Source organism: Rhizobium sp. SSA_523, from assembly GCF_030435705.1.
In the GTDB taxonomy this organism is placed as follows: Bacteria; Pseudomonadota; Alphaproteobacteria; order Rhizobiales; family Rhizobiaceae; genus Neorhizobium.
Genome location: NZ_CP129381.1, coordinates 1,376,609 through 1,403,504, shown reverse-complemented (window position 1 = coordinate 1,403,504; position 26,896 = coordinate 1,376,609). Strand labels below are relative to the sequence as shown.

Here is a 26,896-nt window from a genome sequence, read left to right as displayed (position 1 = left end):
CGAGCCCGCGACCGCACGCCATCCCATGGAGTGGCTGGCAAAGATCCGTGGCTCGGCGCTGCTCCGCAAGGCGCTTGTTCTGGCTCTTCTTGCCGTCGGCTGGGAGATGGCCGCCCGGTTCAGCGCCCAGCCGATCCTCTTCCCGAGCTTTCTGGAAACCGCCCGAGCCTTCACCGAGGCGCTGATGCGCGAAAACCTCCTGTCGGCGTCCTGGACCTCGCTTGCGGTGCTGATCAAGGGCTATGTCATCGCCATTGCCGGCGCCTTCGTCTTCGTGTCGCTCGCCATGGCCAGCCGGTTCGTGCGCGAGTTGCTGCAGACCTTGATCTCCATGTTCAATCCGCTTCCGGCGATCGCGCTTCTGCCGGTCGCCATGCTGTGGTTCGGGCTTGGAGAAACGAGCCTTCTGGTGGTCCTCGTCCATGCCGTGCTCTGGCCCTTCGCGCTGGCGACACTGAGCGGTTTTGACAGCGTGCCAGAAACGCAGCGTCTGGTCGGGCGCAATTACGGCCTGCGCGGACCTGCTTTCGTGTTGCGCATCCTCATTCCTGCGGCTCTTCCATCCATTCTCTACGGCCTGAAGATCGCCTGGGCCTTTGCCTGGCGCACCTTGATCGCCGCCGAACTCGTCTTCGGCGTCAGCTCCTCCAGCGGTGGTCTGGGCTGGTTCATCTTTCGCAACCGGAACGAGCTCTTCACCGACAAGGTGTTTGCCGGGCTCGCCATGGTGATCATCATCGGCCTGCTCGTCGAGGGCATCCTCTTCAGGCTGGTGGAGACGGTCACGGTGCGCCGCTGGGGAATGCAACGCTAGTTCCACTTTTCGACTCATGCAGGGAATTCACTCATGACGGCATCATCGAGCTACCTCTGGTACATTCCGAATGTTGCCAGGGGAGGGCATCGCGGCGATACCTCCACGGCCGATCTGGGCGGCCTGGACAGTCTGACGGCGCAGGCAGAGGCACTGGAACAGAATGGCTGGCAGGGCGCACTCGTTGGAACCGGCTGGGGACGGCCGGATACCTTCACGATCGCCACGGCGTTCGCGGCCCGTACGAAGACTTTCGAGCCGCTGATCGCGATCCGGCCCGGCTACTGGCGTCCGGCGCATTTCGCATCGGCCGCAGCCAGTCTCGACCGGCTGAGTGGCGGCCGCGTGCGCGTCAACATCGTATCCGGCCAGGACGATCTCGCAGCCTATGGCGATGTCGAGCAGGATCAGGCGCAACGCTATGGCCGGACCCGGGAGTTCATGCGTCTCGTGCGGCGCCTCTGGACCGAAGAGGCTGTCACCTTCGAGGGAGAGCATTTTCAGGTGAAGAACTCCACGGTCGAGCCGCGCATCCAGGCAAGGGACGGGCGCCCGCATCCCAAACTCTATTTCGGCGGAGCCTCGGATGCGGCAGAGCGGGTCGCGGCCACCGAGGCCGACGTGCAGCTCTTCTGGGGTGAACCGCTGGCAGGCCTGGCGGAACGCATCGACCGGCTGAAGACGTTGTGCACAACGCTCGACCGGGACCTGCCGCCACTCGAATTCGGGCTTCGGATCACCACCGTGGTCCGGGAGACGCGGGACGCGGCCTGGGCGGATGCCGAGGCGAAGGTTGAGCAAATGGCCAAGGGCGCCGGCGGCAACTGGCAGGATCACCGCGGCCCGGTTGCCGTCGGTCAGCAGCGGCTTCTCGATCTGGCAGAGCGCGGCGATGTTCTCGACGACAATCTCTACACCGCGCCTGGCCGGTTTGGTGGCGGCGGGGCTGGAACCACCTGGCTCGTCGGCTCAGTCGAAGACGTGGCGGCCTCGCTCAGAAAATACCGCGATCTCGGGATCAGTCACTTCATCCTGTCGGACACGCCATATCTCCAGGAAATCGCCCGGCAGGGACAGAAGCTTCTGCCGCTTCTGCGCAGATGACTCTGCGGCCGCCAACCCGACCGCCGGCGGTCGAGTCCAGATCAGACGGCCCGCCGCGTAAGATCCGGTGCGTCAGATTTGGACGCTCAAGGTCCGGTGTGCAGGCGGCGCCGGACCAGCACGCTCATCACCCGCGCGGCGGTCGAAAACGGGATTTCTTCCACCGAACCCTCGTGATTCAGCGGCTTGGTAAGATGATCCTTCAGGAGAACCAGCAGGGTTTGCGGCAGGATATCATTACACTCCCGAAGAGCCTCGAAGACCTCCGAGATCCGAAATTCCCCGCCCCCATGCGTTACGAGCGGCTCCGAGGCACCGGGTGGCCAGTGTTTCGTAGGACTCCACAGCCTCGCCGAATGTCTGCTGCAGCGTGAAAGGCGCATGGCCCTCCACCAGTTCCGGAAGCTTGCCAGTCATCCATACCTCCAAAGGCGTTGAGGCAGACAAATGATCGTCTGCGTGATTGGTTCCGGCGGCTTGTCCGCCAGACCGCCTCTCTGCGGCACCCGCTTCGGACAGATTTTAAGGGGAGGGCGGGGCGCGCGGACGGGTTTTTCACAACGGGTCTGTGCAGGAGGCAAACATTCCCCTGTCACGACCCGATATAGTATACCAGACTTGTAGACATTATTGACGATCACGGCAAGAGGCGCGACACTGCAGGGCATTCGAACAGAAGCCGGGAGATTGATCATGCCCCACGTATTCGATGGACTGGTCTTCGATCTGTTTGCGTTCCTGCGCAAGCCGCGCGCCCTTGCCGGTATGCCAAAGCCTGATGAGGGACGTGACGGAACGGCAAACCTTTCCGAAACCGGCACCGATGCCTTGCGGCGGACCGAGGAGGAAGAGGTAAGCCACTGGGGCCTCACCGCCTTTCCCATTCTGTAAGGAGATGAAGTCATGGATCAGCCAATCGACAAGGAACCGCGCTCTGCGCGTCTTCTCACGCCAGACGGGGCAAACAGGCTGCATGACACCCTTGCGGTCGTGGCCTTCGCCACATCCTTCCTCTTCATTCTCGTCCTGATCCTGACCACCCAAACAGCTTGAGGAACGACGAGCCGATCGCCCGTGGATCGGCATCCGGGTGGCCACCTGAACTCGCACTGGGACGATGCTCGCCTCGATTTGCCGGACCGACGGGGGATCGACAGACGAGCAAGCACGATGCCACGAGGATGAACGACAATGACGAAACAACATCCCTCCCAGGCGTTTGACGCCGAGACTGCGCGTCCCGTGGCAGATGTTCGCCCCGCCGATGCGGCGAGCCTGAAGGCCGCATTGCGCGGTCTTGCCGGCGGCGTCAGTGTCGTTACGGTGGGAGAGGGCCAGAGCAGAACGGGCGCTACGGTAACCTCGGCGACGGCGCTCTCCATCGATCCGCCGCGCATGCTGGTCTCCCTCAACCGCACATCATCGACCTGGACGGTTCTGCAGCAGTCCGGCGCCTTCGGTGTCAATATCCTCGGTGCCGGCCATGAAGGGCTTGCCAACCAGTTTGCCGGCATTGGCGGGTTACAGGGGCAGGAGCGGTATGATGGTTATGAATGGACATCGCTCTCCACGAGCGTAGCCCTGTTGGAAGATGCCGTTGCCGGGATCGACTGCGTGGTTGAAGAGGCCATCGAACGGTACAGCCATGTCATCGTGACCGGTGCCGTCCAGGCCGTGCGCCTGACCGGCGGGCGCTCTTTGGTCTATCAGAACGGCGCCTATCACCGCCTGATCTGAGGGCTGGCGGCAATCCGAGCCGCCAAAGCAGGGAACTCGACCGTCCAGGCGCTGCGCTACGGCGGCGCCATCTTGCCATGATGAGATGCGGTGGCACCTGGGAAGCGGAGAGAAGAGAGGGGAAAAGGCAAGCGGCCGAAGAGATCGACTAGCGTCGAACCAGGCGCATATGCTCGATGATGTGCCGGCCCGACCCCTCGACATGCTGCGCGATCATCCGAGCCGCGCCATCGGCATCCTGTCGGGCGATGCAGGCAATGAGCTCTCGATGCTCCTTGAGGATGCTGCTCTGACGGCTGAGCGAGGTCTGGAAGTTACGGCTGATGGCCGACAGGATTTCCCTGTGGCGCCACCAGAGATCGACGGCATGACGGTTGTAGTGACGGTCATACATCAGCCTGTGGAATGTCAGGTCCAGCTGCGAATGTTTCTGCCAGTCGGCGAAGTTCAGAGCCTCGATCTGCGCCTGCACATCCTCCAGGGCCTCGAGATCCGCCTTCGTCGCCAGGCCGACAAACCACCGGGTCAGCGCCGGTTCGATCAGCACTTCGATCTCGAAAATATCCCGGACGAAAGTTTCGTCGATGGGTCTCACCCGGGCGCCGCGATTGGGCTCCATCACCACGAAGCCCTCGCCGCGCAATTGCTGCAGCGCCTCGCGCACCGGATTCGTGGAGGTGTTCATCCGGTCGGCCAGTTCGGAAACCTTCAGCCGGGCATTGGCCGTGAGCCTGCCCTGGATGATGTCGTCGCGAATGCGTTCATAGATCGACGCCGAGGCGCTTTCGCTTTGCGGAACTGCGGGCTGGTGTGAAAGAGCTGCTGTGGTCATGGCATAGATTTAGCCGGATTTCGCTCGCCGTGCCAAGTGCAGAAATCACAAATTAGCACACGGGGATTGACAAATAATGTACGATTGTGGACGTTGAATACATCCAAATGCGGTCGAGCCTTTGGAGCGCCTGAGGAGAGGGCGCCTTGGACAAGGTGGAGGAGCTTCCATGAACTATCAGCGCAAGTTGCGCGGTCTCGTGCTGTCGACGGGATTGGCGGGAATCATCATGCAGGGCCTGATCGGCACCGCATTCGCACAGACATTCAACCAGTCCCCGACCCTGCAGGAGCAGGTGACGTCAGGCGCTCTTCCCGATGTCGCGGCGCGCCTTCCCGAAAAGCCCTTTGTCGAGACCATGATCGACGGCGTCGGGACCTATGGCGGGACCTTGCGAACGACGATCCTGGCGAATGGCGACCAGTACAACCTCACGCGCACCATCGCAAACGAACTTCTGGTCCGCTGGGACCCCAAATGGAGCAAGGTGGAGCCGTCGCTGGCGGAAAGCTTCACCGCCTCCGATGATGCCACCACCTATACCTTCACCCTGCGCAAGGGGCTGCGGTGGAGCGATGGCCAGCCCATTACCGTGGACGACATCATGTTCTGGTATGAGGACGTGTTCATGAACCCGGCCTTGACGCCGGCCAAGAGCCCGACCTTCACCGTCGCCGGAAAGCCCGTCAAGGTGCGCAAGGTCGACGAGCAGACGGTGGAGTTCAAGTTCGATGCGCCCTATGGCCTGTTTCTGCAACAGCTCGCTTATGGCCAGGGCCACCTGCCGGTCATCTACCCGAAGCATTATCTCAGCCAGTTCCACGAGAAGTATAACAAGGACGGCATTCCGGCGCTGCTGAAGGCCAATCCGGCCGTCAGCGACTGGGTTTCGCTGTTCAACTCGAAGATCTCGCTGACCTTCCAGCCCGCCTACTGGCAGAATCTCGACCTTCCGACCCTCAATCCCTGGATCCTCACGGTTCCCTATGCTGACGGAGAGCGGGTTGCCGCCAAGCGCAATCCCTTCTACTGGAAGGTGGATTCGGCCGGGAACCAGCTGCCCTACATCGACAACATCACCTGGGCAAAGCTCGACGACCCGCAGCTGATGGCGTTGAAAATGACGTCGGGCGAATTTGATTTCGCCTTCCGCCACATCAACAATTCGACCTTCAAATCCGTCCTGTTCGATGGTCAGGAAACCGGCAATTACCGCTTCGTCGATGTGAAGGACCTGCCGGCCAATGATGCCGTCATCCTGCTCAACCTCAACTCCAATGATCCGGTAAAGCGCAAGGTCTTCCAGAACAAGGACTTCCGCATCGCGCTCAGCAAAGCGATCAACCGGCAGGAAATCATCGATCTCGTCTATGTGGGTCAGGGTGCCCCGGCGCAGGTGGCCGTCCAGCCGGAACACGAGCTGTTCAACGAGAAGGAAGCGACGCAATATACCGAGTATGATCCGGCCGCAGCAAATGCCGAGCTCGACAAGCTGATGCCGAACAAGGACGGCGAAGGCTTCCGTCTCGACGAGACCGGCAAGCGCTTCACCATCAACTTCATGGTGGCTGATGTCTTCGGCCTGTCCTACCCGGACGTGATGCAGATGGTGCAGCAATATGCCCGGGACGTCGGCATCGACATCCAGATCCGCACCACCGATCGTGCCCGCCTGAACACCATGTGGAGCGCCAACGAACAGGATGCCTATATCTGGAATTGCGTCGGCGGTCTGTCGGAGGTTTACACGGACCCGCGCTGCTACATGCCGTTCCAGAAGGCGGATATCTTCTTTGCCGTGCGCTGGGCCGAATGGTATGCCAACCCCGCCACGGGCGAGGAGCCGCCGGAAAACATCAAGGCTCTCATGGCAGCCTATGACAAGGTGAATGCCGCGGTTACCGATGACGATCGCAAGGCGAAGATGAAGGAGTTTCTGAGCCTCTCGGCTGAGAATTTCCTCAATATCGGCATCTCGCGGCCCATGCCGAAATATATGATGGTGTCGAAGGATCTGAAGAACGTCGTCGACGGCATCCCGATCACCGGCAACCTCTGGCATCCGGCGCCCACTTTGTCGCAGTGGTACTTCGACAAAGCCCGGTAATCCGCATGCCGGGCCGGCAGCAAACGACTTCCGGCCCGGCTCTTCCCGTGAAAATCAACGGTCATTGACATGCTTCGCTATATCGCCAAGCGGCTGGTGTTCGCCATTCCGACACTGTTTGCCGTCTCGATCATCGCCTTCATCATCATCCAGCTGCCGCCGGGCGATTACCTGACGACGCTGATGGCGGACTGGGCGAGCCAGGGCGGAGCGGTCGAGGCCGGAACCGTCGCCGCCATGCGCGAGCGCTACGGGCTCGATCAGCCGATCTATTTCCAATATTACAAGTGGATGGCAGGCATCCTGCTGCATGGCGATTTCGGCATCTCCTTCGAACTCGGCAAGCCGGTCACCGAACTCATCTGGAGCCGGCTTGACTTCTCGCTGATGCTGTCGCTACTGACCCTCTGCTTCGTCTGGGCGGTCGCCATACCGATCGGCATCCTTTCGGCGGTGCGCCAGTACTCGATCACCGATTATACCGTCACTTTCCTCGCTTTCTTCTTCCTGGCGGTGCCGGATTTCCTGATGGCGCTGTCGGCGATGTACGTGATGTCCGTCTATTTCGGGCAGAGCGTCGGAGGGCTGTTCTCGCCGCAATATGTCGATGCCGGCTGGAGTTTCGGCAAGCTCCTCGATCTGGCGAACCACGTCTGGCTGCCGGTCATCGTCATCGGGCTCGGATCGCTTGCAGCGCTGGTCCGGATCATGCGCGCCAATCTGCTGGACGAGCTGTCCAAGCCCTATGTCACCACCGCCCGCGCCAAGGGCATGTCCGAATTCGAACTTCTTATCCGCTATCCGGTCCGCCTGGCGCTCAATCCGCTGATCTCGACGCTGGGCTGGATCCTGCCCGCGGTGATTTCCGGCGAGATCATCGTGTCGGTCGTGATGAGCCTTCCCACCACCGGGCCGCTGCTGCTGCGGGCACTCCTGGCGCAGGACATGTATCTCGCCGGCTCGCTGATCCTCCTGATTTCCGTCCTCACCATCATCGGCACGCTGATTTCCGACATCCTGCTGGCCATGACCGATCCGCGGATTAGACTGACATGACCGACATCACCCATCTTCCCCCCGAGACGGAGGCCGAACTCGACCTGCGGAACAAGAACATCGCAGTGGCCGGCCAGTGGCGGCTGTTCTGGCTGAAGTTCAAGAAGCACAAGATCGCGCTGGCAAGCCTTGTCGTCATCGCGCTGATGTATCTCATCGCGGCCTTTGCCGATTTCATCGCGCCGATGGATCCGAATGCCACCAATGCCCGCTTTACCTATGCACCGCCGCAGGGGCTTTCGCTGATCCATGACGGCAGCTTCATGCCGCATGTCGATCAGTTGAAGATGACGCTCAATACGGAAAGCATGCGGCGCGAGTTCGAGCCGGATCCGGCAAAACCTCTGGCCGTCGGCTTCCTGGTTCCATCAGCACCCTACAGCATGCTGGGGTTCATTCCGATGGAGACGAAGCTATTCGGTCTCGTCAACGCGAAGCCGGGTGACAGTCTCTATGTCATGGGGGCGGACCGGCTCGGTCGCGATATCTTCTCGCGTGTCGTCCACGGCGCGCGCATCTCGCTCTCCATCGGCCTTGTCGGCGTGCTGATGAGCCTTGTTCTGGGCGTTGCCATCGGCGGCATATCGGGCTTTTTCGGCGGCTGGGTCGATATGGTGATCCAGCGTATCATCGAACTGCTGCGCTCCATCCCGACCATCCCCTTGTGGATGGGACTGGCGGCCGCCATACCGGTCGGCTGGCCGCCGCTCAGGACCTATTTCGTCATCACCCTGATCGTCTCGCTGCTCGGCTGGACCAGCCTTGCACGAGAGGTGCGCGGCAAGTTCCTGTCCCTGCGCGACGAGGATTTCGTCACCGCTGCACGGCTCGACGGCATGAGCGAAATCGGGATCATCTTCCACCATCTCGTGCCATCCTTCATGAGCCACATCATCGCCACGGTGACCCTGGCCATCCCGACCATGATCCTTGCTGAAACAGCCCTTTCCTTCCTTGGCATCGGGTTGCAGCCGCCGATCATTTCCTGGGGCGTGCTGCTGCAGGAGGCGCAGAACATCCGGGCTGTGGCCCAGGCGCCGTGGCTGCTGTTCACGCCGGCCGCCGCCATCGTCATCGCCGTTCTTTCCCTCAATTTCCTCGGCGACGGACTGCGCGACGCCGCCGATCCATACGAGTCCGTCTGATGAGCATGATCAACGACACCATTCTCAAGGTCGAGGATCTGAGAACCTATTTCAAGACCCGAACCGGGACCTTCAAGGCGGTCGACGGCGTGTCCTTCGAGCTCAAGCGCGGAAAGACCCTGTGCGTGGTCGGCGAAAGCGGCTCGGGCAAATCGGTGACGGCGCGATCAATCCTCCAGATCGTCGACAAGCCGGGCAGAATCGAGGGTGGCTCCATTCTCCTCACCCGCGAGGATGGCAGCCAGACCGATCTGGCCAGGCTCGATCCGCGCGGCGAGGCGATCCGCAGCGTGCGCGGTCGCGAGATCGCGATGATCTTTCAGGAGCCGATGAGTTCGCTTTCGCCGGTCCACCGGATCGGCGAGCAGATCGGCGAAGCCTTGCGGATCCATTTCGGCACGCCGAAGGCCGAGCGCCGAGAGCGAGTGCTCGAACTGTTGCGGCAGGTCGAAATCCCGCGGCCGGAAACCGCCATTGACCGCTACACATTCGAATTTTCGGGCGGCATGCGCCAGAGGGTTATGATTGCGATGGCGCTTGCCTGCAATCCGCAGATCCTCATCGCCGACGAGCCGACAACGGCGCTGGATGTCACCACGCAGGCGGAAGTTCTTGCCCTGATCAAACGGCTTCAGGAGAGCCACGGCATGGCGGTCCTGTTCATCACCCATGATATGGGCGTGGTGGCGGAAATCGCCGATGAAGTGCTGGTGATGTATCGCGGCAAGGTGATGGAGCACGGCCCGGTGGACGACGTCTTCCATGCGCCGAAGGACGATTATACCAAGCGACTGATCGGCTCTGTCGTCAGGCTGGAGCGCAAGGCCGAAATCCGCCTGAAGCGGGCGGAAGTCTCGCCCGATGCCCCGCTTCTGCTCGACGTCCGCAACATGTCTCTGACCTTTCCTTCCGGGCTGAAGGCAGTGGATGATGTCTCCTTCACGGTGAAAGCCGGTGAGACCCTGGGCATTGTCGGCGAAAGCGGCTCCGGCAAGACGACGATGGGCCGCTGCCTGCTTCGCATCTACGATCCGCAAATGGGCGAGATCAACTACCGGCGGGCCGACGGCAGCGTGGTCGACCTGCGAACCGCCGACAAGGCGCAGCTCAAGGCGCTTCGCCGTGAAGTGCGGATGATCTTTCAAGATCCGGTCGGCTCGCTCAGCCCGCGCAAGACCGTTGGCCAGATCATCGCCGAACCCCTGAAGCTTGCCGGCATGCGGGGGCCGGAGCTCGACGACCGGGTGGCAGAACTGATGCAGCAGGTCGGTCTGGAGCCTGCCTGGCGTGAGCGCTATCCGCATGCCTTTTCGGGCGGTCAACGCCAGCGGATCGGCATTGCGCGTGCCATTGCCCTCAAGCCCCGGCTCATCATTGCCGACGAAGCGACCTCCGCGCTCGATGTGTCATTGCGCTCGCAGGTGCTGGATCTGATGATGAAGCTGCAGGACGAGCTTGGTCTCTCCTATGTGTTCATCTCTCACGATATGTCGGTCATCCGCTACATGTGCGATCGGGTCGCCGTGATGTATCGCGGCCGCCTCGTGGAGGCCGGTGAAACCGATCAGGTCGTCACCCGGCCGGCGCATGATTACACCCGCGCCCTGCTGTCGGCCATTCCAAACCCGGATCCGCGCGACCGTCGGATCCAGAACCGCTTCCGCTATGTCGCGCCAACAGTTTCAGTGAATGGATAAGCCATGAAAATTACCGATGTGAAAGTCATCGTCTGCTCTCCCGGACGCAACTTCGTAACCGTCAAGATCGTCACGGATGAAGGCCTGACCGGGGTGGGCGATGCGACGTTGAACGGGCGCGAGCTCGCCGTGGTCGCCTATCTGCAGGATCACCTGGCGCCGCTGTTGATCGGCCGCGATCCCAGCCGGATCGAGGATATCTGGCAGTATTTCTACAGGGGAGCCTATTGGCGTCGCGGACCGGTGACGATGGCTGCGATTGCCGGAATCGACATGGCTCTGTGGGATATCAAGGCGAAGGCCGCCAATATGCCGCTCTACCAGCTTCTCGGCGGCGCCAGCCGCGAAAAGGTGCTCTGCTACACCCATGCGCAGGGAACCGATATCGCCGAAGCAGTGGATGCCGTCGGCAAACGGATCGACGAGGGCTACAAGGCGGTGCGGGTCCAGGTGGGCATTCCCGGCCTGCCGGACGTATATGGCACGGGCGTCAAGTCCGTGACCAACAATGCCCAGGACGATGCCGTTCCGCATGAGGAAGTCTGGTCCACCTCCAAATATCTGCGTCACGTGCCGAAGCTTTTCGAGGCGGTGCGCGAAACGCATGGTTGGGATGTCGAACTGCTGCATGACGCTCACCATCGGCTGACGCCGATCGAGGCGGCCCGGCTCGGCAAGGATCTGGAATTTGCCCGCCTCTTCTGGCTGGAGGACACGGTGGCGGCAGAGCACCAGGAAGGCTTCCGGCTGATCCGCAAGCACACCACGACGCCGCTGGCCGTGGGCGAGGTGTTCAACACCATCTGGGATGCCCGGCTTTTGATGGAAGAACAGCTGATCGACTACATCCGCACGACCTGCGTGCATGCGGGCGGCGTGACCGCGCTGCGCCGGATCATGGATTTCGCTTCCGTCTACAATGTCCGCACCGCCTGCCATGGTGCCATGGACATGTCGCCGATCTGCCTCGGCGCAAACCTGCATCTGGACCTGTGGGTTCCGAATTTCGGCATCCAGGAATATTCAGGCTACCTGCCTCAGATCCTGGACGTCTTCCCAGGCGCATGGAGCCTGAAGGATGGCTATCTGCATCCGGGTGATGCCATCGGCCATGGCGTCGATATCGACGAAGACCTGGCTGCGAAATATCCATACCAGCGGGCTTACCTGCCGGTGAACCGTCTCGAAGACGGCACGCTTTGGCATTGGTAGGCGCAGGAGACAGACGATGAAGATCACCGCAATCCGGACCTACGCGGTCAAGGTCGGCATTCGAAACCAGCTGCTGGTCAAGGTCGAAACAGATGAGGGCATTTTCGGCTGGGGGGAAAGCGGCCTGTCCGGTCGCGAAAAGGCGGTCGCCGGAGCCCTCGAACACTATGCGCAATTCCTGAAGGGACGGGATCCCTTTCGCATCGGTGCGCTGTGGCAGGAAATGTATCGCAGCCAGTATTTCGAGGGCGGCCGCGTGTTGCAGGCCGCGATCTCGGCAATCGACATCGCCCTCCACGATATCAAGGGGAAGGCGCTTGGTGTTCCGGTCTACGAACTGCTTGGCGGCAAGCAACGTGACCGCATACCGACCTTCGCGACCACCTTTGCAGCCCCCGGTCCGGCCATGATCGAACAGGCCAAGATGCTCGTCGAACACGGCTGGACGGCCATGCGGCTCTCGCCGGCCGGCCATGAGGAAAAGGAAATTTACGAGCCGCGGGAGCATATCGCCACCACCGCCAAATGGCTCGTCAAGGCGCGTGAGGAACTGGGCGACACCGTCGTTCTCGGCATCGACTACCACCATCGCCTGACCGTGGCGGAAGCGGCAAGCTTCTGCCAGAAGATGCCGAAGGGCACCCTGGACTTCCTGGAGGAGCCGATCCGCGACGAGACGCCGGGAGCCTATGAGGCCTTGCGGCGGATGACGGATATTCCCTTCGCAATCGGCGAGGAGTTTGCCTCCAAATGGCAGTTCCAGCCTTTCATCGAGCGTGACATCCACCAGTTCAATCGTGTGGATGTCTGCAATGTCGGCGGTCTGACGGAATCGATGAAAGTGGCGGCCTGGAGCGAGACGCATTACGTCGACATGATGCCGCACAATCCGCTCGGTCCGGTCTGTACGGCGGCGACGGTTCATTTTTGTGCCGCGGTCCCCAACTTCTCGTGGCTCGAAACCCGCAGCAGCCCGGCGGAGACCCATCTCGGTTTCGACAATTCGGACTTCTTCCCGGTTCAGCCGAGACTGGAAGGCGCCTTCTATCCTGTCTCCGATGCACCGGGCCTGGGCATAGAGGTGAACGAAGAGCTGTTGGCCCGGCAGGAATTCGAATTCTGGGAAGCGCCGCATCTCAAGCGTCGGGACGGGTCTATCACGAACTGGTAAATCAGAGGCGGGGCCGGGCGGCCTCGCCGCCTTGACGTCAATGGACAGGTGCCGGCTCTGGCAAGAATGCGCAAGACCTATTTCGTGGTCCGGCGTCCTGCCCGCAGCCAGGGCGCAATAAAACCGGCCAGCGCCATGCAGATGGCGAGGGCGCAAAGGGCAATCTTGGAAACCGGCTCCATCGTCCCTTCGATCAGCAGCGCGTGAACGGCGCCTCCCACCACGACGATTGCAACCAGGCCCATATGGCTGATCCGCCACGCCTTCGGCGACAGGCGCCGCCGGAAGCCGGCCAGGATAGCGGCCGTAAAGACCGCCCACATGGCACTGACGCCCCAAAGCGAAAACGGGGTGGGTGAGCGCAACAGAAGCGCGTCGATTACGTCCGGTGGGCTTGTGACCCAGAGACCGGCCACATGGACGACCACGGCTGCAACGAGCAAGGTGCCCATGGCGCGGTGAAGGCGGCGCCCGGCCGGCAAGCGCAGTCCGGGCGGCCAGGCGCGCACCAGGAGCGGCTGCAGGGGCGTGATGCAAAGTGCCAGAATGCCCGCAAAGCCGGCAACGACGTAAATGGGATCGCGCCAGGCGAGATATTCACTGGAGGCGGCCAGGATCAATGGCAGGACGACGGCAAGACCGATGGCGGTCCAGATCAGGAAAGCGCGGGCGCTTGCCATATGCTCGGGTCACACGGCCTGCAGGACGAAATGGGCTTCCAGGCTTGTCGCTTTCGGGCTGGGCAGCAATGGGCGGAGAAAGACGGTGTCGAACTCGCCGCTGTCATAAGCAAGATGGGCATGAGCCTGACCAAGGGCCGGCACGATTTGTGGCATTTCCAGCCGAAACACGCCATTGGCATCCGTCAGCGTGGCGCCGTGACTGCGCATGTCGCGTTCGCTTCCTTCGGTGGTATGGGCCCAGATCTGGATTCGCTGGCCGGCAAGCGGAGCCCCATCGCCGGCCCGGCGGACTGTGCCTGACATCCAGAAGCCGCCGCCACCTATCTTCTCAACGACCGGCGCTCCCGGAATGTAATTATTGGAGCCGCCGCGCATTGAAGGCGTCGCCGCAAGCGCAGCCGCCCGCGCAGGCAGCGACAATCCGGCAAGGCCGACAATTGTGAGCGCACCACCTGCAGCAAGAACCCTGCGTCTCTCCAGCCCGGCCTGTGACATACCGATCTCCATCGCATGCTTATATGCACGATGTGAGATATTAGCGCGGTTTGGAGCGGCGACCAGTCCTTGGCCCGAACACATGCAGGCACGCTTTCGTGATGGCTCGGCAGGGCCATCCCGAAACCGGCTCTGCCGCTTCGGGCCGTCCAAAAGGTGCTTCGCGACCCGCTACGGAGGGCGGTCGGCGTCCCCGCGGTTTATGTCGCCGCGCGGTTGCTCACCGTGGCAAATCCATGTTCGGCTGCTTCCAGAGCGGCAGCAATATCGGCTTCCGTATGGGCGGCGCAGAGGAACATGTTGTGCCTCGGGTGGAAATACACGCCTTTCGACAGGGCGGCATTGCAGAAGGCATTGCCCTTGGCGAAGTCGGCATCGTCATCGAACAGAACAGTGGGCATTTGTGCAGGACCCGACTGGCGGATGGAGAGGCCGAACTGGCGTGAGCGGGTTTCCAGCCCGTCGCGCAGCATCTGGCCAAGCCGCGCCACCTTTTCAGGAACATTGTCCCGCCGCACCACCTTCAACGTGGCCAACGCTGCGGCCATCGCGACGGCACCGGCCCAGAACGATCCGGTGACGAAGATCTGTGACGCCGCCTTGCGCAGCCAGTCGCTGCCGGTTACCGCCGACAGCGTGTAGCCGTTGGCGATCGCCTTGCTCCAGGCGGAAAGATCGGGCCGAACGCCGAGCGGTTCCCAGCTTCCGGCTGTGTGAAGGCGGAAGCCGGCGCGAACCTCATCAATGATCAGCGCGGCGCCCTTGCTATCGGCAAGCCGGCGGACGGCCTTGGCGAAATCCTGGGTCGGCAGTTCCTGATCAAGACTGATATCGTGGCGATAGGCCGAGACGACGATCGCTGCCATGTCGTCAGCGGCCTCTTTCACCGCAGTCTCGAGCGATTCGATGTCGTTGAACGTGTAGTAGACGAGATGGGCGCGGTCTTCCGCCGTCACGCCGATCAAAGAAGGGGAGCACCACGGAACGGCGCCGTGATAGGCGCCCTTGGCAACCAGGATCTTGCGTTTGCCCGTTGCCGCGCGCGCAATGGTGACGCATGTCGTCGTCGCATCGGTGCCGTTCTTCTGGAACATTGTCCAATCGGCATGGGCAATCGTGTCGACCACGAGTTCAGCCAGTTCGACCATGACTTCGGCGGGCCCATTCAGGCAATCGCCCATGCGCCGCTGGCGCTCGGCCGCTTCTTCGACCTCCGGGTGGAGGTGCCCGAGAAGGTTCGGGCCCCAGCTGCACATGAAATCGACGTAACGATTTCCGTCGACATCCCAGAGAATGCCGCCTTCGCCGCGGCTGAAGAATTGCGGATAGGCATCCGGTAGCTTCGCCGCATGCAGGTGTCCCCACATTCCCCCGGGAACGACCTTCTCCGCACGTGCGCGCAATGCGCGGTCCTGCATCCTGACCAAATCAGACATCGCCAACTCCATCTTTGTTCCTTTGATATATCATATATGAGGCCGGTCCGCAATCACTTTGCTGGGGTCTGGGGGCAGCAATCCCTCAGTGTTGGGTAGCCTCTGTCCGCTCCCGCCATTTCCCAATCTGTGGGTTACTCGGCCGCATGAAAAACCATGGACGGGAGGGATCGTCTGCGAGTAAAAGCCTCTCTAAGGATGTCATGGGTAGAGCGTGCAAATCCGACAGGGTATATTATATATAGGTGAACAGGCGCCGGCTCGTCCGGCTCACCGGCCGTACTAGGAAACGAGATGCGAGACGTGGATCAGGTGGTGGACGGTAATGGAGTTGGACCGGTCGTGCGGGATAGCCTGACCGGCTTGGTCTACAACAACCTGCGGCAAGCCCTGATGGAGGGCCGGTTCTGGCCGGGCCATCGCTTTAAGATCCGTGATCTGGCGACGACGATGAACGTCTCCGAGACGCCGATCCGCGAGGCGCTGATGCAATTGGTGCGCGCCAGGGCGCTGGAAATGCAGGCGGGCCGTTCGATCGCCGTGGCTCACATGACGGCCAAGCAGTATATCGAGCTGCGGACGGTGCGCTTGTTTCTTGAAGGCCTTGCCGCCGAACACGCCACAACGCGTGTTTCGGAGGCCGATATCGACCGTATGGAAGCCATTCATGCCGAATTGATCGCGGCCGAGCAGCAGCAGCGCTGGTCGGATGCGGTGCGCGCCAACTGGCAGTTTCACCGCGGGCTTTACGAAGGATCCGAACTGCCGGAAGTTTTGGCCATCCTCGACGATATCTGGATGCGCAACGGGCCGCTCCTGAACTTCCATTATCCGAGCGCGCCCCCGACCTACCCGAAAGAGCATCAGCACCTGTCCGTGCTGAAATACTTGCGGCAGCGCCGTGCAGACAAGGTTCGCGAAGCCATTCAGGCAGACATGATGGAAGGCGGACAAAACCTGGTGCGCCTGCTGGAAAAATCCGGCGGCACCCGCTACCTGCCACCCCCCTCCGCCTGAGGCCGCAAGGGCACGCAGGTCCCTCATGGTGCTGGCTGTGCCAGTGCCTGGCGGATCGTCGCAACCAGGGCATTCGCGGATAACCCGTATTTCTCGAAGAGAAAGGCGGTTGTGCCGCCTTCGGCGAACGTGTCGCGGACGCCGAGGCGGCGGAATTTCGACGGGACATCGTTTTCCATCAGCATTTCCGCCACCGCGCTCCCGAGCCCGCCAATGATCGAGTGGTTTTCCGCGGTGACGACAAGCGGCATCCGCCTCGCAAGTTCGACCAAAGCGGGATCGAGCGGTTTGATCGTCGCCATGTCGACGACCGTCATTTCGATGCCGTCGCGGCTCAACGCGTCAGCGGCCGATCGTGCGATATAGACCATCATGCCGCAGGCGACGATCAGGCCCTGCTGGCCCTCGCGCAGCACCCTCATCTTGCCGATGGTAAAGTCGGATGCAGGATCGCCGACCACCTCCGTTCCGTCGGCGCGTTTCAGGCGCAGGTAGACCGGACCCTCATGCCGGGCGATCGCCGCGACCGAAGCACGCACCTGGTCCGGGCTGCTCGGTTCGATCACCGTCATGTTCGGTAGTGCCCGCATCAGGGCGATATCATCGATCGCCTGATGCGAGACCCCGAGCAAAGTCGTCAATCCGGGGATTACCCCGACGATCTTCACATTGGCGCGCGGATAGGCCACCTGCATGGCGATCTGGTCATAGCAGCGACGGGTCGCAAAGACGCAGAAGCTGTGAACGAAGGGAATCTCGCCGGACCGAGCCAGACCTCCGGCGATGCCGATCATATTGGCTTCCGCGATGCCGACCTGGTGAAAGCGCTCCGGCAACTGGTCGCGGAACAGGTCCGTCTCCGTCGGAAGGGTGAGGTCGGCGGTCAGGCAGACGATCCGGTCATCAGCCTGTGCGGCCTGCAGCAGTGCCTCTCCGTAATGTTTCTGCGCCGTCGCCGCCGAGGCGCCACGCGCGTTGAAGTCCAGGACTTCCAGGGATGCTCGGTCTTCCGTCTGGCGGCTCATGGTCTCTCCTCCGCATCGGCCAGGGCGGCCATCGCCTCGGCGGCGACCTCGGCTGGCAGTTTGAGATTATGGGCGAGGATGCCCTCCAGCGACGGCACGCCCTTGCCGGCAGTTGTGGTGGCCACGAGGCAGGTCGGCCTGTCCCGGCCACGGGCCTCTTCGAGCGCCGTCAAGAGAGCCGGAATGTCATGGCCGTCGATCTCCTCGGCGGCCCAACCGAAAGCCGCGAATTTTTCGGCGACCGGCGCCACCGACACCACCTTGTCGATATGACCTTCAACTTGCATGCTGTTGTAGTCGATGATCAGGCAGAGATTGGAGAGACCGGCGCTGCCGGCATAGAGAGCCGCTTCCCAGAGCTGGCCCTCCTGCAATTCGCCATCGCCGAGAACCACGTAAACCCGGCTTTGCGAGCCGCGGCGCCGTGCCGCGAGTGCCATGCCGATGCCGACCGAGAGGCCCTGTCCGAGAGAGCCGAGCGTCGCTTCGATGGCTGTGCCGACCCGTTCGGAGGCATTGACCTCGAACACGGAACCATCCTGGCAATACTGGTCCACCAGATCCCGCTCGACAATGCCGCGCGCGGCAAGCGTTGCATAGAAGATGGCCGTGTTATGGGCCGTCGAGAGCAGGAAGCGGTCGCGGTCCGGCCATTGCGGATCGGCCGGGTCGAGCCGCATTTCAGCGAAATACAAGACGGCGAACAGGTCGGCCGCGCCGAGACCCTGCTGGACATAGCCCTGGCCGGTCGGTGCCACGAGCGCGATCACGTGGCGCCGGAGCGACCGCGCGATCCGCGCGAGGTCGGCAGGATCGCGGTTGCGCGCGGCAGGCTGCCTTTCGCGGCTGGTATCAGTGTTCATCGGCTCAAACCCTCCCAGGCCATTGTTCTGATGCGAAAGCTCGTCCCATCTCCGCCTATGCGGATCGGCCGGCGGTAAACCGGTCAAGGATGTTGCGGGTGATGCGCTGGGTGAAAGGATCGCCGCGTTTCAGGCCCATGACCCATTCGCAAGTGGCCGCGGTCAGCACCTCGCCTTTGCCGCGGGTCATGTGCACCATCATCCCGGATCCGTATTTGTAGCGCGCGAGCCCTTCCGGCGTTACCTCTCCGGTAACGCATTCGACAAGCCCCTCATGATCGCTGCCGCGCACATAGTAGCGGAAGCCTTCGCCTTCGGGCTCGTCCTCGGCGAGGACCGCCGGCGACATCGCAAGGATCTCGATCGTCTCGGGCTGGCCCTCCACCGCGACCGGATAGGGGAGGCCGTGGCGGAACGTGTAGTCCAGGCCGTCCACCTCATAGGCGAAGATATGCTGCTTGTCGCCGAAGATGTCGGCATAGTGCAGGCCGGTGCCCTGGAAGGCCCAGTGGGTCGGCCGGTAGACGGTCATGCCCTTCTGGCCGTTCGGCGCAAAGCCGCCCCAGGAGGCATACATGCCGTGCGCCCCGTTGACGCCGACCGTCGACGCACCCGGCCACTTCACAGTGTGGTCCTCCCAGGCGCTGGTCAGCAGATGCGCCTTGTCTGTGCCTGCGACGGGATCGTTGTGGATCGCCTTGAACTTGTGGCAGATCTGCCGCTTGCCATCCGCCTCGAGACGGATCTGCCAGAGGAAATTCGCGCCGAAGCGGGCAAGATTTCCGCCGCGCTCGACATAGCCCTCCATCGCCTCGCGCATTTCCCAGGTCCAGTATTCGTCGTGACCGATAATGGTGACGCAGGGATAGGCGTCGAGCAGCTCCGGCCGGTAATGCAGATCGGTCTGGGTGATCATGTCGAGCTCGAAGCCTTCTTTTTCGGCCCAAAGCACGAAGTGGCGGTCGAACTGCGCCCAGCCGGCAGCCGCATAATACTGGCCGAAGCCATTGGCATAGGCCCATTCCTTCATCGCATAGCGCGGCGCGTCACCCATTTCCGGTGCCGGATCGGCGCAGATCCGCGGCGCGCCCGCCGGCAGCCAGACAATGCCGCGCGTCCAGGGACGTTCGAGCGACAGGACCGGCGACGGCTGATCGCGGTTCTCGCCTTCGACGCCGAAATAGTGATTGGCGCCGCCGAAGTCGTTGTAGGACGTCCAGGTGCCGGTCGGCAGGACCATCAGGATCTTGGCGCGGCGGGTCTTTTCAGTCGGCCGCACGACGAAAAAGTGATGCTGCACGAACTTGATGCCGTTCGGCCTGTCGCAGGTCGATACCACGCGGTAGAAGCCCGACTTCAGGTCGGCCGGCAATGTCCATCGATGACTGACCGGCCAGTTGCAGCCGTTGCGGTAGGCGTCCTTGGGGGTCGGCGCGAATACGCCATCAATCGCCGCTACCTCATGCACGGTTTCCGGGTGCAATCCGTCGCGATAGATCTGCAGGCGCCAGGTCCTGGCGGTCGAGGTCGAATGGAATGTGACCTCGTCGCCGGGATCGTACGAGATCGCGTCGGTATAGGTATAGACTTCCGGTATGTCGGGGTCTTCTCGCGGTGCCTCGTACCACGGCTGGCTGTTCCAGTGGTCGTCGGCATGCATCGGCCGCACCTTGCGCGGCGCGACATTCATCGGTCCGAGCTCGGGAGATTGAAATTCCGGTCTGTCTGCCATGATCGCCTCTTGAAGTCGCGTACGGCGCATGCCGCAGGGTTTGCCAAGGCCGCGCGCCGGCGCGGCCCGTCGCCGTCTAGGTCAAAGCCGGCAGGACGAAGGGTTCGGGGTCGAGAAACCGCTTCACGACATTCAGCGTGATCGTGCTGATATTGTTGTCATAATTGTTGTGGCCGAGCGACATGCCGAAGGTGATCGAGCCGGAGGCGAAGACTGCGCCGCCATTGCCCGTCTCGAAGAACACCATGTCGGCGCGGACAAGAGCGTTCTGCGTACCGTCCAGCCCGTCGACCATGGTGCGGAACTCCTCCGGCGTCGGAAGCGCGCCGGCGCCGAGACCTTCCGAAGTGGCAATCAGCAAGGCGTGGCGCGGCGTCCCGAGGTCGTAGTCCAGACGGTCGATCTCGCTGCCCACGGCGCCACCGTAGCGGAAGCCGAAATCGCCAAACCGCTCGTGCCGTCCGGTGCCTTCGAAGATGAAGGCCGCCCGCGGATCCTCGCTGTCCGGCGTGCGGACGTAATAGGTGCAGGTGTCGTTGATCATCGCCGAAAAGCCGGTGCCGACCAGCTTCTGCGGGGCGAAACCGCTATGCCTCCAGAGGGCGCCCGGCTCGCCGGTGCCGGCCAGATGCACTTCACCCGGTTCGGACTCCCAGGTGCGGGTGCCGGCCATTCCGCGGCGCACTTCGAGCGCGGCCGGAGCCGCCGGATGGAAGCCGCAACGCCAGTAGAAGGCGTTGCCGCCCATGGAAATGTGCCGGCCCCCGCCGTTCTGGTAGTCCATGATGCCGTTCATCATGTTGAACGAGTAATATTCCGCATGGGTCGGCGTCATCATCGCGCGATAGGGCCTCAGCGCACGGGCGCCTTCGCGGTCCAGTTCGACATCGGTGATGACGTCATAGGCGATGCCCTTTTCCTCAAGCCAGTCGAGGATATGGGTGTCGTTGATCATGTTGAACCAGTAGCCGCGCGGACGCATGCTGAGGACCGGACGGAGCCAGGACGAATAGGCGCGGCCGGATCCGTCAACATGGCTGTCATAGGTCGACTGGCCGATCTGAGGATGCTCCTGCATGTAGACATCGTCCAGCGGCAGCCAGAGCACATGCTCCATCAGCGTCTCGAAATGCACCTGGTAGAGCCGCAGCGCACTGTTCGCATAGGCCAGGTAGGTTGCAACCGAGAGCACGACCACGAGATCCGCCCGCTTGGTCTGCTTGCCGGGGGTGACGAAGAAGGTGACGTAGCTCTCGCAGTCCGGCTCCGGTTCGTCTCCGGCCGGCGTCAGCCGCAGCGCATAGACGCCGGTGCGCCAATCCGCAGGCACATCGAGCGTGAATGTTGTCTGCCACTGGCAGTCATAGATGTCGTCGCTGTGAAAGTGGATGGCCGCATATTCGCGCGGCGCCAGGCGAAAATCATGCACGGCGCCGGACCAGAAAAAGCCCGTGACGCCGCGTCGCGGCAGCTGATGCAAGCGGCCATGCAGGCAATTGGCCGAGAGGTCCTTGATGTCGAGCGTCGTGATGCCATCCCCGAAATCCCAGAAGGCGACGAGGCCGGGCGCGGCTGCTCCAGTGCGCGGCTGGCAATCGAGGACCCGCAGCGCCTCGGCTTCCAGAGAGCTGGAGACGATCCGCGGCGCCTCGATCTTCCCGTCGAAATGCGCCGTGTAGCGGTTCGCGGGGTCCAGGTGGTGGGCGGCGATCAGAAAATCGAGGCCGCTGTCGAGCGGCAGGACATCGGGAAGCGCAAAGCTCTTCGCATGGGCCGCTGCCGGACGCGTGCCGTCGGCCGGCACGATCAAGGACAACCTGGCGGTCTTTTTGGCGAGGTCGAGCGTTGCGGAGATGAAGGACCAGACCCGTTCGCGAACCTTGACGTCGAGGGTGAGGCAGGTGCTTCCCAGGCGCAGGACGGGGCGGCCTTCGGAGTCGAGCTCGAGCGCATAGCCCTGGCCGGTGGTTTCGCACCAGTTGCTCATGATGCCGCGACCATTATCGGCGATGTGGGTGGGATAGATATAGCAGCCGAAGGACCAGCCGTTGCCACTGGGAACAAGCGTGCCGCCATGCTCGATCACCGCGCAGGAGCCGGGCCGGATCTCCTGGTCCAGGCAGGCGTGAACGCCGTCTATGGCGCTGTCCATCAGGTCATACTTGAAGCCTGGCCCGTTGACGTCGACATCGCCGCAGCGCAGGCGCAGGACTTCGACCTTGACGGCGTCGCGCCGGCTCGACAGCTGGAACTTGACGGTTTCGCCGGCCGGCACGCTGATCCGGTCGGGGTAGCCGAGATATTCGTTGGTCTTATAGATCACCTTGATACTCCGGGGGTAGCGTTTGGCCGGTCATGGCCTGCCAGCGGATCTTGAAAACATGCCATTCCGCCTCGGAAAGCGACGTGAAGATGCGATCGTCGACGAATGGCATCGGATCGCCGCGACGCTCGGGAATGCGCGAAAGACGCCACGCCTTGCCGGCCTCCAGCACGATCAGGACGAGGCGGCCCTGCGCCTTGCCCCAGCGCATCTTCGCCAGCATCTTGCGCAGCTCGGCGCTATGCACGCCGAGCGGGCTCTTGCGGAATTCCTCCACGAGATCGAGCCGCTGCGGATCGATGACATAGCGCAGCGCGTTCGGGTCACTGGTGTGATCCATGCAAATCGTTCCTGTCGTTGCAATTGTCCGGGTCTGCCCTTTGGCCTGTCGGGCCTGCTCCCCGCGGCCCGGGGAGGAGGTGATGAGGGGCAGGGATGGCTGCCCCTCTATAGCGTCGGGCGAATTTGGAAACGGCCCGATGCTCAGGAGCCCGCGATCAGCGGGTCAGCCACGCCGTCCAGCGCTGGCGCAGTTCATCGCGATGGGCGCCGATCCAGGCGAAGTCGGGCTTCACCAGCTTCTCGTAGTTTTCCGGCGAGGTGGCAAAGAGCTTGGCTTCCTCCGGCTTCAGCTGGTCGTAGACCGTCTTGCTGCCGGTTGCGTAGTTCACGTCCCGCATGAAGGGCACATGGGCCTCTGCATTGGCATAGAAGAAGTCGAGATAGGCAAGCGCTGCATTCTTGTCGGGAGCACCCTTGAGGATCGCCATATAGCCTGTGTCGCGGATCGCACCGTCCCAGGACATGGCAACCGGCCCGCCTTCCTTGACCACTGCCAGCGCGCGGCCGGAATAGCTCATGGTCATGACGACTTCCTTGTTGCGCATGATCTGCTGCACCTGGTCGCCGGTCTTCCACCAGACGGCGACATGCGGGCGGATCTCATCGAGCTTCTTGTAGGCGCGGTCGAGATCGAGCGGAAACAGTTCGCTCTGCTTGACGCCGTCCGCCAGAAGGGCGGCGACGGGAACCCACCAGTCGCGATCGCCGGTATCGGGCAGGCCGCGCGGGCCGGGGAAGTCCTTGACGTTCCAGAAGTCGGCCCAGGTGGTCGGCGCCTTGTCCTTGAAAGCCTCGGTATTGTAGTTGATCAGCATGCCGCCGGTGGTGCGCACGACGCCGTAGGGCGTGCAGGCATCCGAGACGCCGAACTTCTGAACACTGGGAAGCTGGCTGCAGTCGATCTTTTCGAGCATCTCGGTGCGCGCAACGAGATCCGGACCGGTGGCGGTGACAATGTCGAATTCGACATTGCCGGTGCGCATCATCGCTTCCGAACGCGCCCACTGGTCGGGAACCTCGATGGCGACCGGCACCACTTCGACATCCTTGGCTTTTGCGAAAGGCTCGTAGAAATACTTGGCCAGCGAGTTGCCCATCAGGCCGCCCGTCGTGGCGATAACCAGCTGATCTTCCAGTTCCTGCGCGACGGCGGGTGTCGTGCCGGCAAGTCCCGCGGCGATCGCAATCGCTGCGGTGGTCCATTTCCAGTTCTGTATCGGCATGATGGTTCTCCTCTTGTTTTTAAGTTCTAAGCTTTGTTCCCAGTCAGGCTTTTGCACGCGACCTCATCAGGAAGGCGATGGCGAGTATCGCGATGGAGAGGACGATCAGCAGCGTCGCGATCGCCGGTATGATGGGGGTGAGATTTTGCTCGATGTCTTCGAACATCCGGCGCGGCAGGGTCTTGTAGCGGACGCCGGAGAGGAAGAAGGACACGACCGGTTCATCGAAGGAGATGATGAAGGCGAACAGTGCGCCACTGATCACGTTCGGCAAGATGAGCGGAAGCGTGATCAGGCGAAAGGCGTTGAAACGGCTCGCGCCGCAGCTCATCGCCGCAGCTTCGAGGTTCGCATCCACCTTGCCCAGCGCGGACGCGGTGGTGAAGACGACGAAGGGAAGCGCCAGAATGGTGTGAGCGAGAACGAAGCCTGGAACGGTGCCCGACAGGCCGATCGACTGGAAAAACAGATAAAGGCCGACAGCAAGTGCGATATGCGGCACGATGATCGGGCCGATCAGCAGGATCTGGAAGAGCGTTGCCAGGCTGCTCCGTCCGCGGACCATGGCATAGGTCGCCGCAGTTCCAATGATCGACGCCGAGATGGCGGTCAGAAAGGCGACTTGCGCGCTGAGCCAGGTGGCATTGCGCCATTGGCGGCTGTCGAAAAACTCCTGGTACCATTTCAGCGTGAAGCCGCGGGGTGGAAATTCCAGGTAATCGCTCGTGCCGAAGGACATCGGAATGACAATGACCAGCGGAATGATGATGAAGGCGAGAACGGCATAGACATAGGCGCCCAGTGCCAGCGAGGCTTTGTCGACGGGTGGCTTCATGATTGCGCTCCCATCAACCGGTCGAACCGCAGGGTCTTGCTGAAGATGAGGGCCAGCAGCGTGACGAAGAGCGTCAGGACGCCAACCAGCGCCGAGGCGAACGGCCAGTCGAGAACCTCGCGGATCTGCTGCGATACAAGGGTGGCGATCATCAGTTCCTGCGGCGAGCCGAGCAGCGCCGGCGTGATGAAGAAGCCAAGTGCGGTCAGGAAGACCAGCAGCGATCCGCTGGCGATTCCCGGCAGGCTGAGCGGCAGCAGGACTTCGCGGAAGGTGGCGAAGCGCGAGGCGCCGAGAACGGCGGCGGCCCGCAGATAGTCGTTCGGGATGGCACGCAGGGATCCGAAGATCGGCAGGATCATGAACGGCAGCAGAACATGGGTCATCGCTACGACGACCGCCCCTTGAGTGTAGAGAAGCCTCAGCGGTTCGGAGGTGATGCCAAGCGCCATCAGGCCGGAATTGATCAACCCCTCGCGCTGGAAGAGGAAAGACCATGCGGCGGTTCGCACGAGCACGCTCGACCACAGGGGCAGAATGACACAGGTGCCCACCAAAGCGGCCGTCGTGCCGCGGGCGCGGCTCATGAAATAGGCGACGGGGAAGCCGAGAAGAACGGCAAGGCCTGTCACCAGCACAGCGGTCCAGATCGTCCGCATCAGCACCCGCGCATAGACCGGATTGGTGACGACGCGCGCATAATTGTCGAGCGTCGGCGCCGGCTCGGTGAAGCTGATGTAGAGCAACTGGGCGAGCGGGTAGATGAAGACGAAGGCGATGATGGCGAAGAAGGGCGACAGCAGCAGCAGCGTTGCCAGTCCGCTCAGGCGGCGCCCATCGGAATGCCAGAATTGGGATCGGGCGTGACCAGTCACTTCGTCCCTCCCGCATAAAGCAGGATCGCGTCCTTCGAGACGCTGAACGTGGCGGTCGCACCGCGCGTGAGCGCAGCGAGATCGGAGGCGCCTGGAAGGCGGGCGCGGATCTCGGTGCCGTCGGGCAGCCTGCCGATCAGCAGCAGGGCCGACCCCGCATAGACCACGTCCGACAGCGTCACCTGCAGCGTATGATCCGAGCCGGTGGCGTTGAGCGCCAGCCGCTCCGGACGGAAGCCGAGAACCGCCTTCTGGCCGACATGCAGAGGCTCGACGGCCGCGGCAGCCGGAACACTCCAGCGCTCGCCCGAGGGCAGCAGAACGGTCATCGTGTCGCCGGCGGCTTCCACCGTGACGTCGATGAAATTCATCTCGCCGATGAAGCCGGCGGTGAAGAGGTTGGCGGGACGCTCGTAAAGTTCGCGTGACGGGCCGATCTGCTGGATCTTGCCGTCCTTCAGGACCGCGACCCGGTCGGCCATGGTGAGCGCTTCACCCTGGTCATGGGTGACGAAGATGACGGTGATGCCAAGCTCGGCATGCAGGCGCTTGATTTCGAGCTGCATGTCTTCGCGCAGGTTCTTGTCGAGAGCGCTCAACGGCTCGTCCATCAGCAGGACGCGGGGCCGGTAGACGATCGCCCGGGCGAGGGCGATGCGCTGCTGCTGGCCACCGGACAACTGGTTCGGGAAGCGGTCTCCGTACCCCGCCAGGCGGACGGTGGAGAGCGCTTCTTCCGCTTTGGCGTAGCGCTCGGCCTTCGCCATGCCGCGCATCTTCAGGGGAAATGCGACATTGTCCAAAATCGACATGTGCGGAAACAGAGTGTAGTTCTGGAACACCATCCCCAGATTGCGCTGGTTGGCCGGCACGTAGGTCAGATCTTCGGAATCAACGAGAATCTTGCCGCTGCTCGGAAATTCGAACCCGGCCACGCTCATCAAGATCGTCGTCTTGCCCGAACCGCTCGGGCCGAGCAGCGCCAGAAATTCGCCGGCCGCGATGTCGATGTCGACGCCATTAACCGCGAAAACGCTTCCGAAGCGCTTCTCAAGGCGGCTGATGCGAATGGATGCGCCTGCCGCGGATTCTTTGCTTATTGCCATAGTCACTGAAGCCTGTTCCCACTTTTTTCGTTTTGGCTTGGCTTAAGGGCGAGGACCCATCAGACA

27 protein-coding genes are annotated in these 26,896 nt (G+C 62.3%); 12 read left to right on the top strand and 15 right to left on the bottom strand.

Going from position 1 to position 26,896, the window contains the following annotated elements:
* Window positions 1-25: 25 nt before the first annotated feature.
* Window positions 26-814, top strand: a complete 789-nt coding sequence (locus tag QTJ18_RS07625; RefSeq protein WP_301557782.1) for an ABC transporter permease — start codon at window positions 26-28, stop codon at window positions 812-814.
* Between the two features lie 33 nt (window positions 815-847).
* Complete coding sequence (locus QTJ18_RS07620) at window positions 848-1,918, top strand: LLM class flavin-dependent oxidoreductase (RefSeq protein WP_252754049.1); 1,071 nt, start codon at window positions 848-850, stop codon at window positions 1,916-1,918.
* 86 nt (window positions 1,919-2,004) lie between these two features.
* On the opposite strand, the gene QTJ18_RS25575 is transcribed toward QTJ18_RS07620, so the two are convergent.
* Both QTJ18_RS25575 and QTJ18_RS07615 read right to left on the bottom strand, forming a co-directional pair.
* Entirely contained in the window at window positions 2,005-2,190 is a 186-nt protein-coding gene (locus tag QTJ18_RS25575) for a hypothetical protein (RefSeq protein ID WP_489667245.1), read from the bottom strand.
* On the bottom strand, window positions 2,156-2,335 hold the full coding sequence (locus QTJ18_RS07615; protein WP_252754050.1) for a hypothetical protein: 180 nt from the start codon (window positions 2,333-2,335) through the stop codon (window positions 2,156-2,158). Before QTJ18_RS07615 ends, QTJ18_RS25575 begins: the two co-directional genes overlap by 35 nt.
* Before the next feature lie 276 nt (window positions 2,336-2,611).
* Between QTJ18_RS07615 and QTJ18_RS07610 the strand changes: the two genes are divergently transcribed.
* The 3 genes from QTJ18_RS07610 to QTJ18_RS07600 all read left to right on the top strand — a co-directional run bounded on the left by QTJ18_RS07610 (window position 2,612) and on the right by QTJ18_RS07600 (window position 3,655).
* Window positions 2,612-2,809, top strand: coding sequence for a hypothetical protein (locus QTJ18_RS07610; RefSeq protein WP_252754051.1), 198 nt, complete (start codon window positions 2,612-2,614; stop codon window positions 2,807-2,809).
* A 12-nt stretch (window positions 2,810-2,821) separates the two neighbouring features.
* Window positions 2,822-2,971 carry a hypothetical protein gene (locus QTJ18_RS07605; RefSeq protein WP_252754052.1) on the top strand — a complete coding sequence of 50 codons (150 nt, stop codon included), beginning with the start codon at window positions 2,822-2,824 and terminating at the stop codon, window positions 2,969-2,971.
* A 138-nt stretch (window positions 2,972-3,109) separates the two neighbouring features.
* On the top strand, window positions 3,110-3,655 hold the full coding sequence (locus QTJ18_RS07600) for a flavin reductase family protein (protein WP_252754053.1): 546 nt from the start codon (window positions 3,110-3,112) through the stop codon (window positions 3,653-3,655).
* A 148-nt stretch (window positions 3,656-3,803) separates the two neighbouring features.
* Here the strand turns inward: QTJ18_RS07600 and QTJ18_RS07595 are convergent, their stop codons facing one another.
* Window positions 3,804-4,487, bottom strand: a complete 684-nt coding sequence (locus tag QTJ18_RS07595) for a GntR family transcriptional regulator (protein WP_252754054.1) — start codon at window positions 4,485-4,487, stop codon at window positions 3,804-3,806.
* Window positions 4,488-4,656: 169 nt separating this feature from the next.
* On the opposite strand from QTJ18_RS07595, the gene QTJ18_RS07590 reads away from it, so the two are divergent.
* The 6 genes from QTJ18_RS07590 (at window position 4,657) to QTJ18_RS07565 (ending at window position 12,875) form a co-directional block, all read left to right on the top strand.
* Window positions 4,657-6,594 (top strand): ABC transporter substrate-binding protein, encoded by a 1,938-nt coding sequence (locus QTJ18_RS07590; protein ID WP_252754055.1) that lies wholly within the window; start codon window positions 4,657-4,659, stop codon window positions 6,592-6,594.
* Window positions 6,595-6,663: 69 nt separating this feature from the next.
* Window positions 6,664-7,650: an ABC transporter permease gene (locus tag QTJ18_RS07585; RefSeq protein ID WP_252754056.1), complete on the top strand. Its 987-nt coding sequence runs from the start codon at window positions 6,664-6,666 to the stop codon at window positions 7,648-7,650.
* Window positions 7,647-8,795: an ABC transporter permease gene (locus tag QTJ18_RS07580; protein ID WP_252754057.1), complete on the top strand. Its 1,149-nt coding sequence runs from the start codon at window positions 7,647-7,649 to the stop codon at window positions 8,793-8,795. Before QTJ18_RS07585 ends, QTJ18_RS07580 begins: the two co-directional genes overlap by 4 nt.
* On the top strand, window positions 8,795-10,492 hold the full coding sequence (locus QTJ18_RS07575; protein WP_252754058.1) for an ABC transporter ATP-binding protein: 1,698 nt from the start codon (window positions 8,795-8,797) through the stop codon (window positions 10,490-10,492). Before QTJ18_RS07580 ends, QTJ18_RS07575 begins: the two co-directional genes overlap by 1 nt.
* Before the next feature lie 3 nt (window positions 10,493-10,495).
* A complete protein-coding gene (manD, locus tag QTJ18_RS07570; RefSeq protein ID WP_252754059.1) occupies window positions 10,496-11,704 on the top strand; it encodes a D-mannonate dehydratase ManD in 1,209 nt (402 codons plus the stop codon).
* Window positions 11,705-11,720: 16 nt separating this feature from the next.
* The gene (locus QTJ18_RS07565) at window positions 11,721-12,875 is read left to right on the top strand and encodes a mandelate racemase/muconate lactonizing enzyme family protein (RefSeq protein WP_252754060.1); all 1,155 of its coding nucleotides are present in this window, start codon (window positions 11,721-11,723) and stop codon (window positions 12,873-12,875) included.
* Window positions 12,876-12,952: 77 nt separating this feature from the next.
* Here the strand turns inward: QTJ18_RS07565 and QTJ18_RS07560 are convergent, their stop codons facing one another.
* The 3 genes from QTJ18_RS07560 to QTJ18_RS07550 all read right to left on the bottom strand — a co-directional run bounded on the left by QTJ18_RS07560 (window position 12,953) and on the right by QTJ18_RS07550 (window position 15,489).
* Window positions 12,953-13,555: a ferric reductase-like transmembrane domain-containing protein gene (locus QTJ18_RS07560; protein WP_252754061.1), complete on the bottom strand. Its 603-nt coding sequence runs from the start codon at window positions 13,553-13,555 to the stop codon at window positions 12,953-12,955.
* A gap of 9 nt (window positions 13,556-13,564) precedes the next feature.
* On the bottom strand, window positions 13,565-14,053 hold the full coding sequence (locus QTJ18_RS07555; protein WP_252754062.1) for a peptidase associated/transthyretin-like domain-containing protein: 489 nt from the start codon (window positions 14,051-14,053) through the stop codon (window positions 13,565-13,567).
* Between the two features lie 200 nt (window positions 14,054-14,253).
* Window positions 14,254-15,489, bottom strand: coding sequence for an aminotransferase class III-fold pyridoxal phosphate-dependent enzyme (locus QTJ18_RS07550; RefSeq protein ID WP_252754063.1), 1,236 nt, complete (start codon window positions 15,487-15,489; stop codon window positions 14,254-14,256).
* Window positions 15,490-15,783: 294 nt separating this feature from the next.
* Between QTJ18_RS07550 and QTJ18_RS07545 the strand changes: the two genes are divergently transcribed.
* Window positions 15,784-16,506 (top strand): GntR family transcriptional regulator, encoded by a 723-nt coding sequence (locus QTJ18_RS07545; RefSeq protein ID WP_252754064.1) that lies wholly within the window; start codon window positions 15,784-15,786, stop codon window positions 16,504-16,506.
* Window positions 16,507-16,529: 23 nt separating this feature from the next.
* Here QTJ18_RS07545 and QTJ18_RS07540 read toward each other — a convergent pair whose 3' ends face one another.
* From QTJ18_RS07540 to QTJ18_RS07500, 9 genes are all read right to left on the bottom strand, one after another.
* Window positions 16,530-17,531, bottom strand: a complete 1,002-nt coding sequence (locus tag QTJ18_RS07540; RefSeq protein WP_252754065.1) for a transketolase family protein — start codon at window positions 17,529-17,531, stop codon at window positions 16,530-16,532.
* On the bottom strand, window positions 17,528-18,394 hold the full coding sequence (locus QTJ18_RS07535; RefSeq protein ID WP_252754066.1) for a transketolase: 867 nt from the start codon (window positions 18,392-18,394) through the stop codon (window positions 17,528-17,530). Before QTJ18_RS07535 ends, QTJ18_RS07540 begins: the two co-directional genes overlap by 4 nt.
* A 55-nt stretch (window positions 18,395-18,449) precedes the next feature.
* The gene (locus QTJ18_RS07530; protein ID WP_252754067.1) at window positions 18,450-20,126 is read right to left on the bottom strand and encodes a N,N-dimethylformamidase beta subunit family domain-containing protein; all 1,677 of its coding nucleotides are present in this window, start codon (window positions 20,124-20,126) and stop codon (window positions 18,450-18,452) included.
* 76 nt (window positions 20,127-20,202) lie between these two features.
* Window positions 20,203-22,449, bottom strand: a complete 2,247-nt coding sequence (locus QTJ18_RS07525; protein WP_252754068.1) for a N,N-dimethylformamidase beta subunit family domain-containing protein — start codon at window positions 22,447-22,449, stop codon at window positions 20,203-20,205.
* Window positions 22,439-22,789, bottom strand: a complete 351-nt coding sequence (locus QTJ18_RS07520) for a N,N-dimethylformamidase alpha subunit family protein (protein ID WP_252754069.1) — start codon at window positions 22,787-22,789, stop codon at window positions 22,439-22,441. Before QTJ18_RS07520 ends, QTJ18_RS07525 begins: the two co-directional genes overlap by 11 nt.
* A gap of 157 nt (window positions 22,790-22,946) precedes the next feature.
* On the bottom strand, window positions 22,947-24,014 hold the full coding sequence (locus tag QTJ18_RS07515) for an extracellular solute-binding protein (protein WP_252754070.1): 1,068 nt from the start codon (window positions 24,012-24,014) through the stop codon (window positions 22,947-22,949).
* 43 nt (window positions 24,015-24,057) lie between these two features.
* Window positions 24,058-24,849 (bottom strand): ABC transporter permease, encoded by a 792-nt coding sequence (locus QTJ18_RS07510; RefSeq protein WP_252754071.1) that lies wholly within the window; start codon window positions 24,847-24,849, stop codon window positions 24,058-24,060.
* A complete protein-coding gene (locus QTJ18_RS07505) occupies window positions 24,846-25,676 on the bottom strand; it encodes an ABC transporter permease (RefSeq protein WP_252754221.1) in 831 nt (276 codons plus the stop codon). Before QTJ18_RS07505 ends, QTJ18_RS07510 begins: the two co-directional genes overlap by 4 nt.
* Window positions 25,677-25,720: 44 nt before the next feature.
* Window positions 25,721-26,830 (bottom strand): ABC transporter ATP-binding protein, encoded by a 1,110-nt coding sequence (locus QTJ18_RS07500; RefSeq protein ID WP_252754072.1) that lies wholly within the window; start codon window positions 26,828-26,830, stop codon window positions 25,721-25,723.
* Between the last annotated feature and the right edge of the window lie 66 nt (window positions 26,831-26,896).

Coding starts and splice junctions, on each gene's coding strand:
- QTJ18_RS07530 (WP_252754067.1), bottom strand. CDS start 20,126: ATGGCAGACAGACCGGAATTTCAATCTCCCGAGCTCGGACCGATGAAT.
- QTJ18_RS07595 (WP_252754054.1), bottom strand. CDS start 4,487: ATGACCACAGCAGCTCTTTCACACCAGCCCGCAGTTCCGCAAAGCGAA.
- QTJ18_RS07565 (WP_252754060.1), top strand. CDS start 11,721: ATGAAGATCACCGCAATCCGGACCTACGCGGTCAAGGTCGGCATTCGA.
- QTJ18_RS07545 (WP_252754064.1), top strand. CDS start 15,784: ATGCGAGACGTGGATCAGGTGGTGGACGGTAATGGAGTTGGACCGGTC.
- QTJ18_RS07540 (WP_252754065.1), bottom strand. CDS start 17,531: ATGAGCCGCCAGACGGAAGACCGAGCATCCCTGGAAGTCCTGGACTTC.
- QTJ18_RS07520 (WP_252754069.1), bottom strand. CDS start 22,789: ATGGATCACACCAGTGACCCGAACGCGCTGCGCTATGTCATCGATCCG.
- QTJ18_RS07500 (WP_252754072.1), bottom strand. CDS start 26,830: ATGGCAATAAGCAAAGAATCCGCGGCAGGCGCATCCATTCGCATCAGC.
- QTJ18_RS07535 (WP_252754066.1), bottom strand. CDS start 18,394: ATGAACACTGATACCAGCCGCGAAAGGCAGCCTGCCGCGCGCAACCGC.
- QTJ18_RS07555 (WP_252754062.1), bottom strand. CDS start 14,053: ATGTCACAGGCCGGGCTGGAGAGACGCAGGGTTCTTGCTGCAGGTGGT.
- QTJ18_RS07615 (WP_252754050.1), bottom strand. CDS start 2,335: ATGACTGGCAAGCTTCCGGAACTGGTGGAGGGCCATGCGCCTTTCACG.
- QTJ18_RS07550 (WP_252754063.1), bottom strand. CDS start 15,489: ATGTCTGATTTGGTCAGGATGCAGGACCGCGCATTGCGCGCACGTGCG.
- QTJ18_RS07510 (WP_252754071.1), bottom strand. CDS start 24,849: ATGAAGCCACCCGTCGACAAAGCCTCGCTGGCACTGGGCGCCTATGTC.
- QTJ18_RS07600 (WP_252754053.1), top strand. CDS start 3,110: ATGACGAAACAACATCCCTCCCAGGCGTTTGACGCCGAGACTGCGCGT.
- manD (WP_252754059.1), top strand. CDS start 10,496: ATGAAAATTACCGATGTGAAAGTCATCGTCTGCTCTCCCGGACGCAAC.
- QTJ18_RS07580 (WP_252754057.1), top strand. CDS start 7,647: ATGACCGACATCACCCATCTTCCCCCCGAGACGGAGGCCGAACTCGAC.
- QTJ18_RS07560 (WP_252754061.1), bottom strand. CDS start 13,555: ATGGCAAGCGCCCGCGCTTTCCTGATCTGGACCGCCATCGGTCTTGCC.
- QTJ18_RS07605 (WP_252754052.1), top strand. CDS start 2,822: ATGGATCAGCCAATCGACAAGGAACCGCGCTCTGCGCGTCTTCTCACG.
- QTJ18_RS07575 (WP_252754058.1), top strand. CDS start 8,795: ATGAGCATGATCAACGACACCATTCTCAAGGTCGAGGATCTGAGAACC.
- QTJ18_RS07625 (WP_301557782.1), top strand. CDS start 26: ATGGAGTGGCTGGCAAAGATCCGTGGCTCGGCGCTGCTCCGCAAGGCG.
- QTJ18_RS07590 (WP_252754055.1), top strand. CDS start 4,657: ATGAACTATCAGCGCAAGTTGCGCGGTCTCGTGCTGTCGACGGGATTG.
- QTJ18_RS07610 (WP_252754051.1), top strand. CDS start 2,612: ATGCCCCACGTATTCGATGGACTGGTCTTCGATCTGTTTGCGTTCCTG.
- QTJ18_RS07515 (WP_252754070.1), bottom strand. CDS start 24,014: ATGCCGATACAGAACTGGAAATGGACCACCGCAGCGATTGCGATCGCC.
- QTJ18_RS07620 (WP_252754049.1), top strand. CDS start 848: ATGACGGCATCATCGAGCTACCTCTGGTACATTCCGAATGTTGCCAGG.
- QTJ18_RS07585 (WP_252754056.1), top strand. CDS start 6,664: ATGCTTCGCTATATCGCCAAGCGGCTGGTGTTCGCCATTCCGACACTG.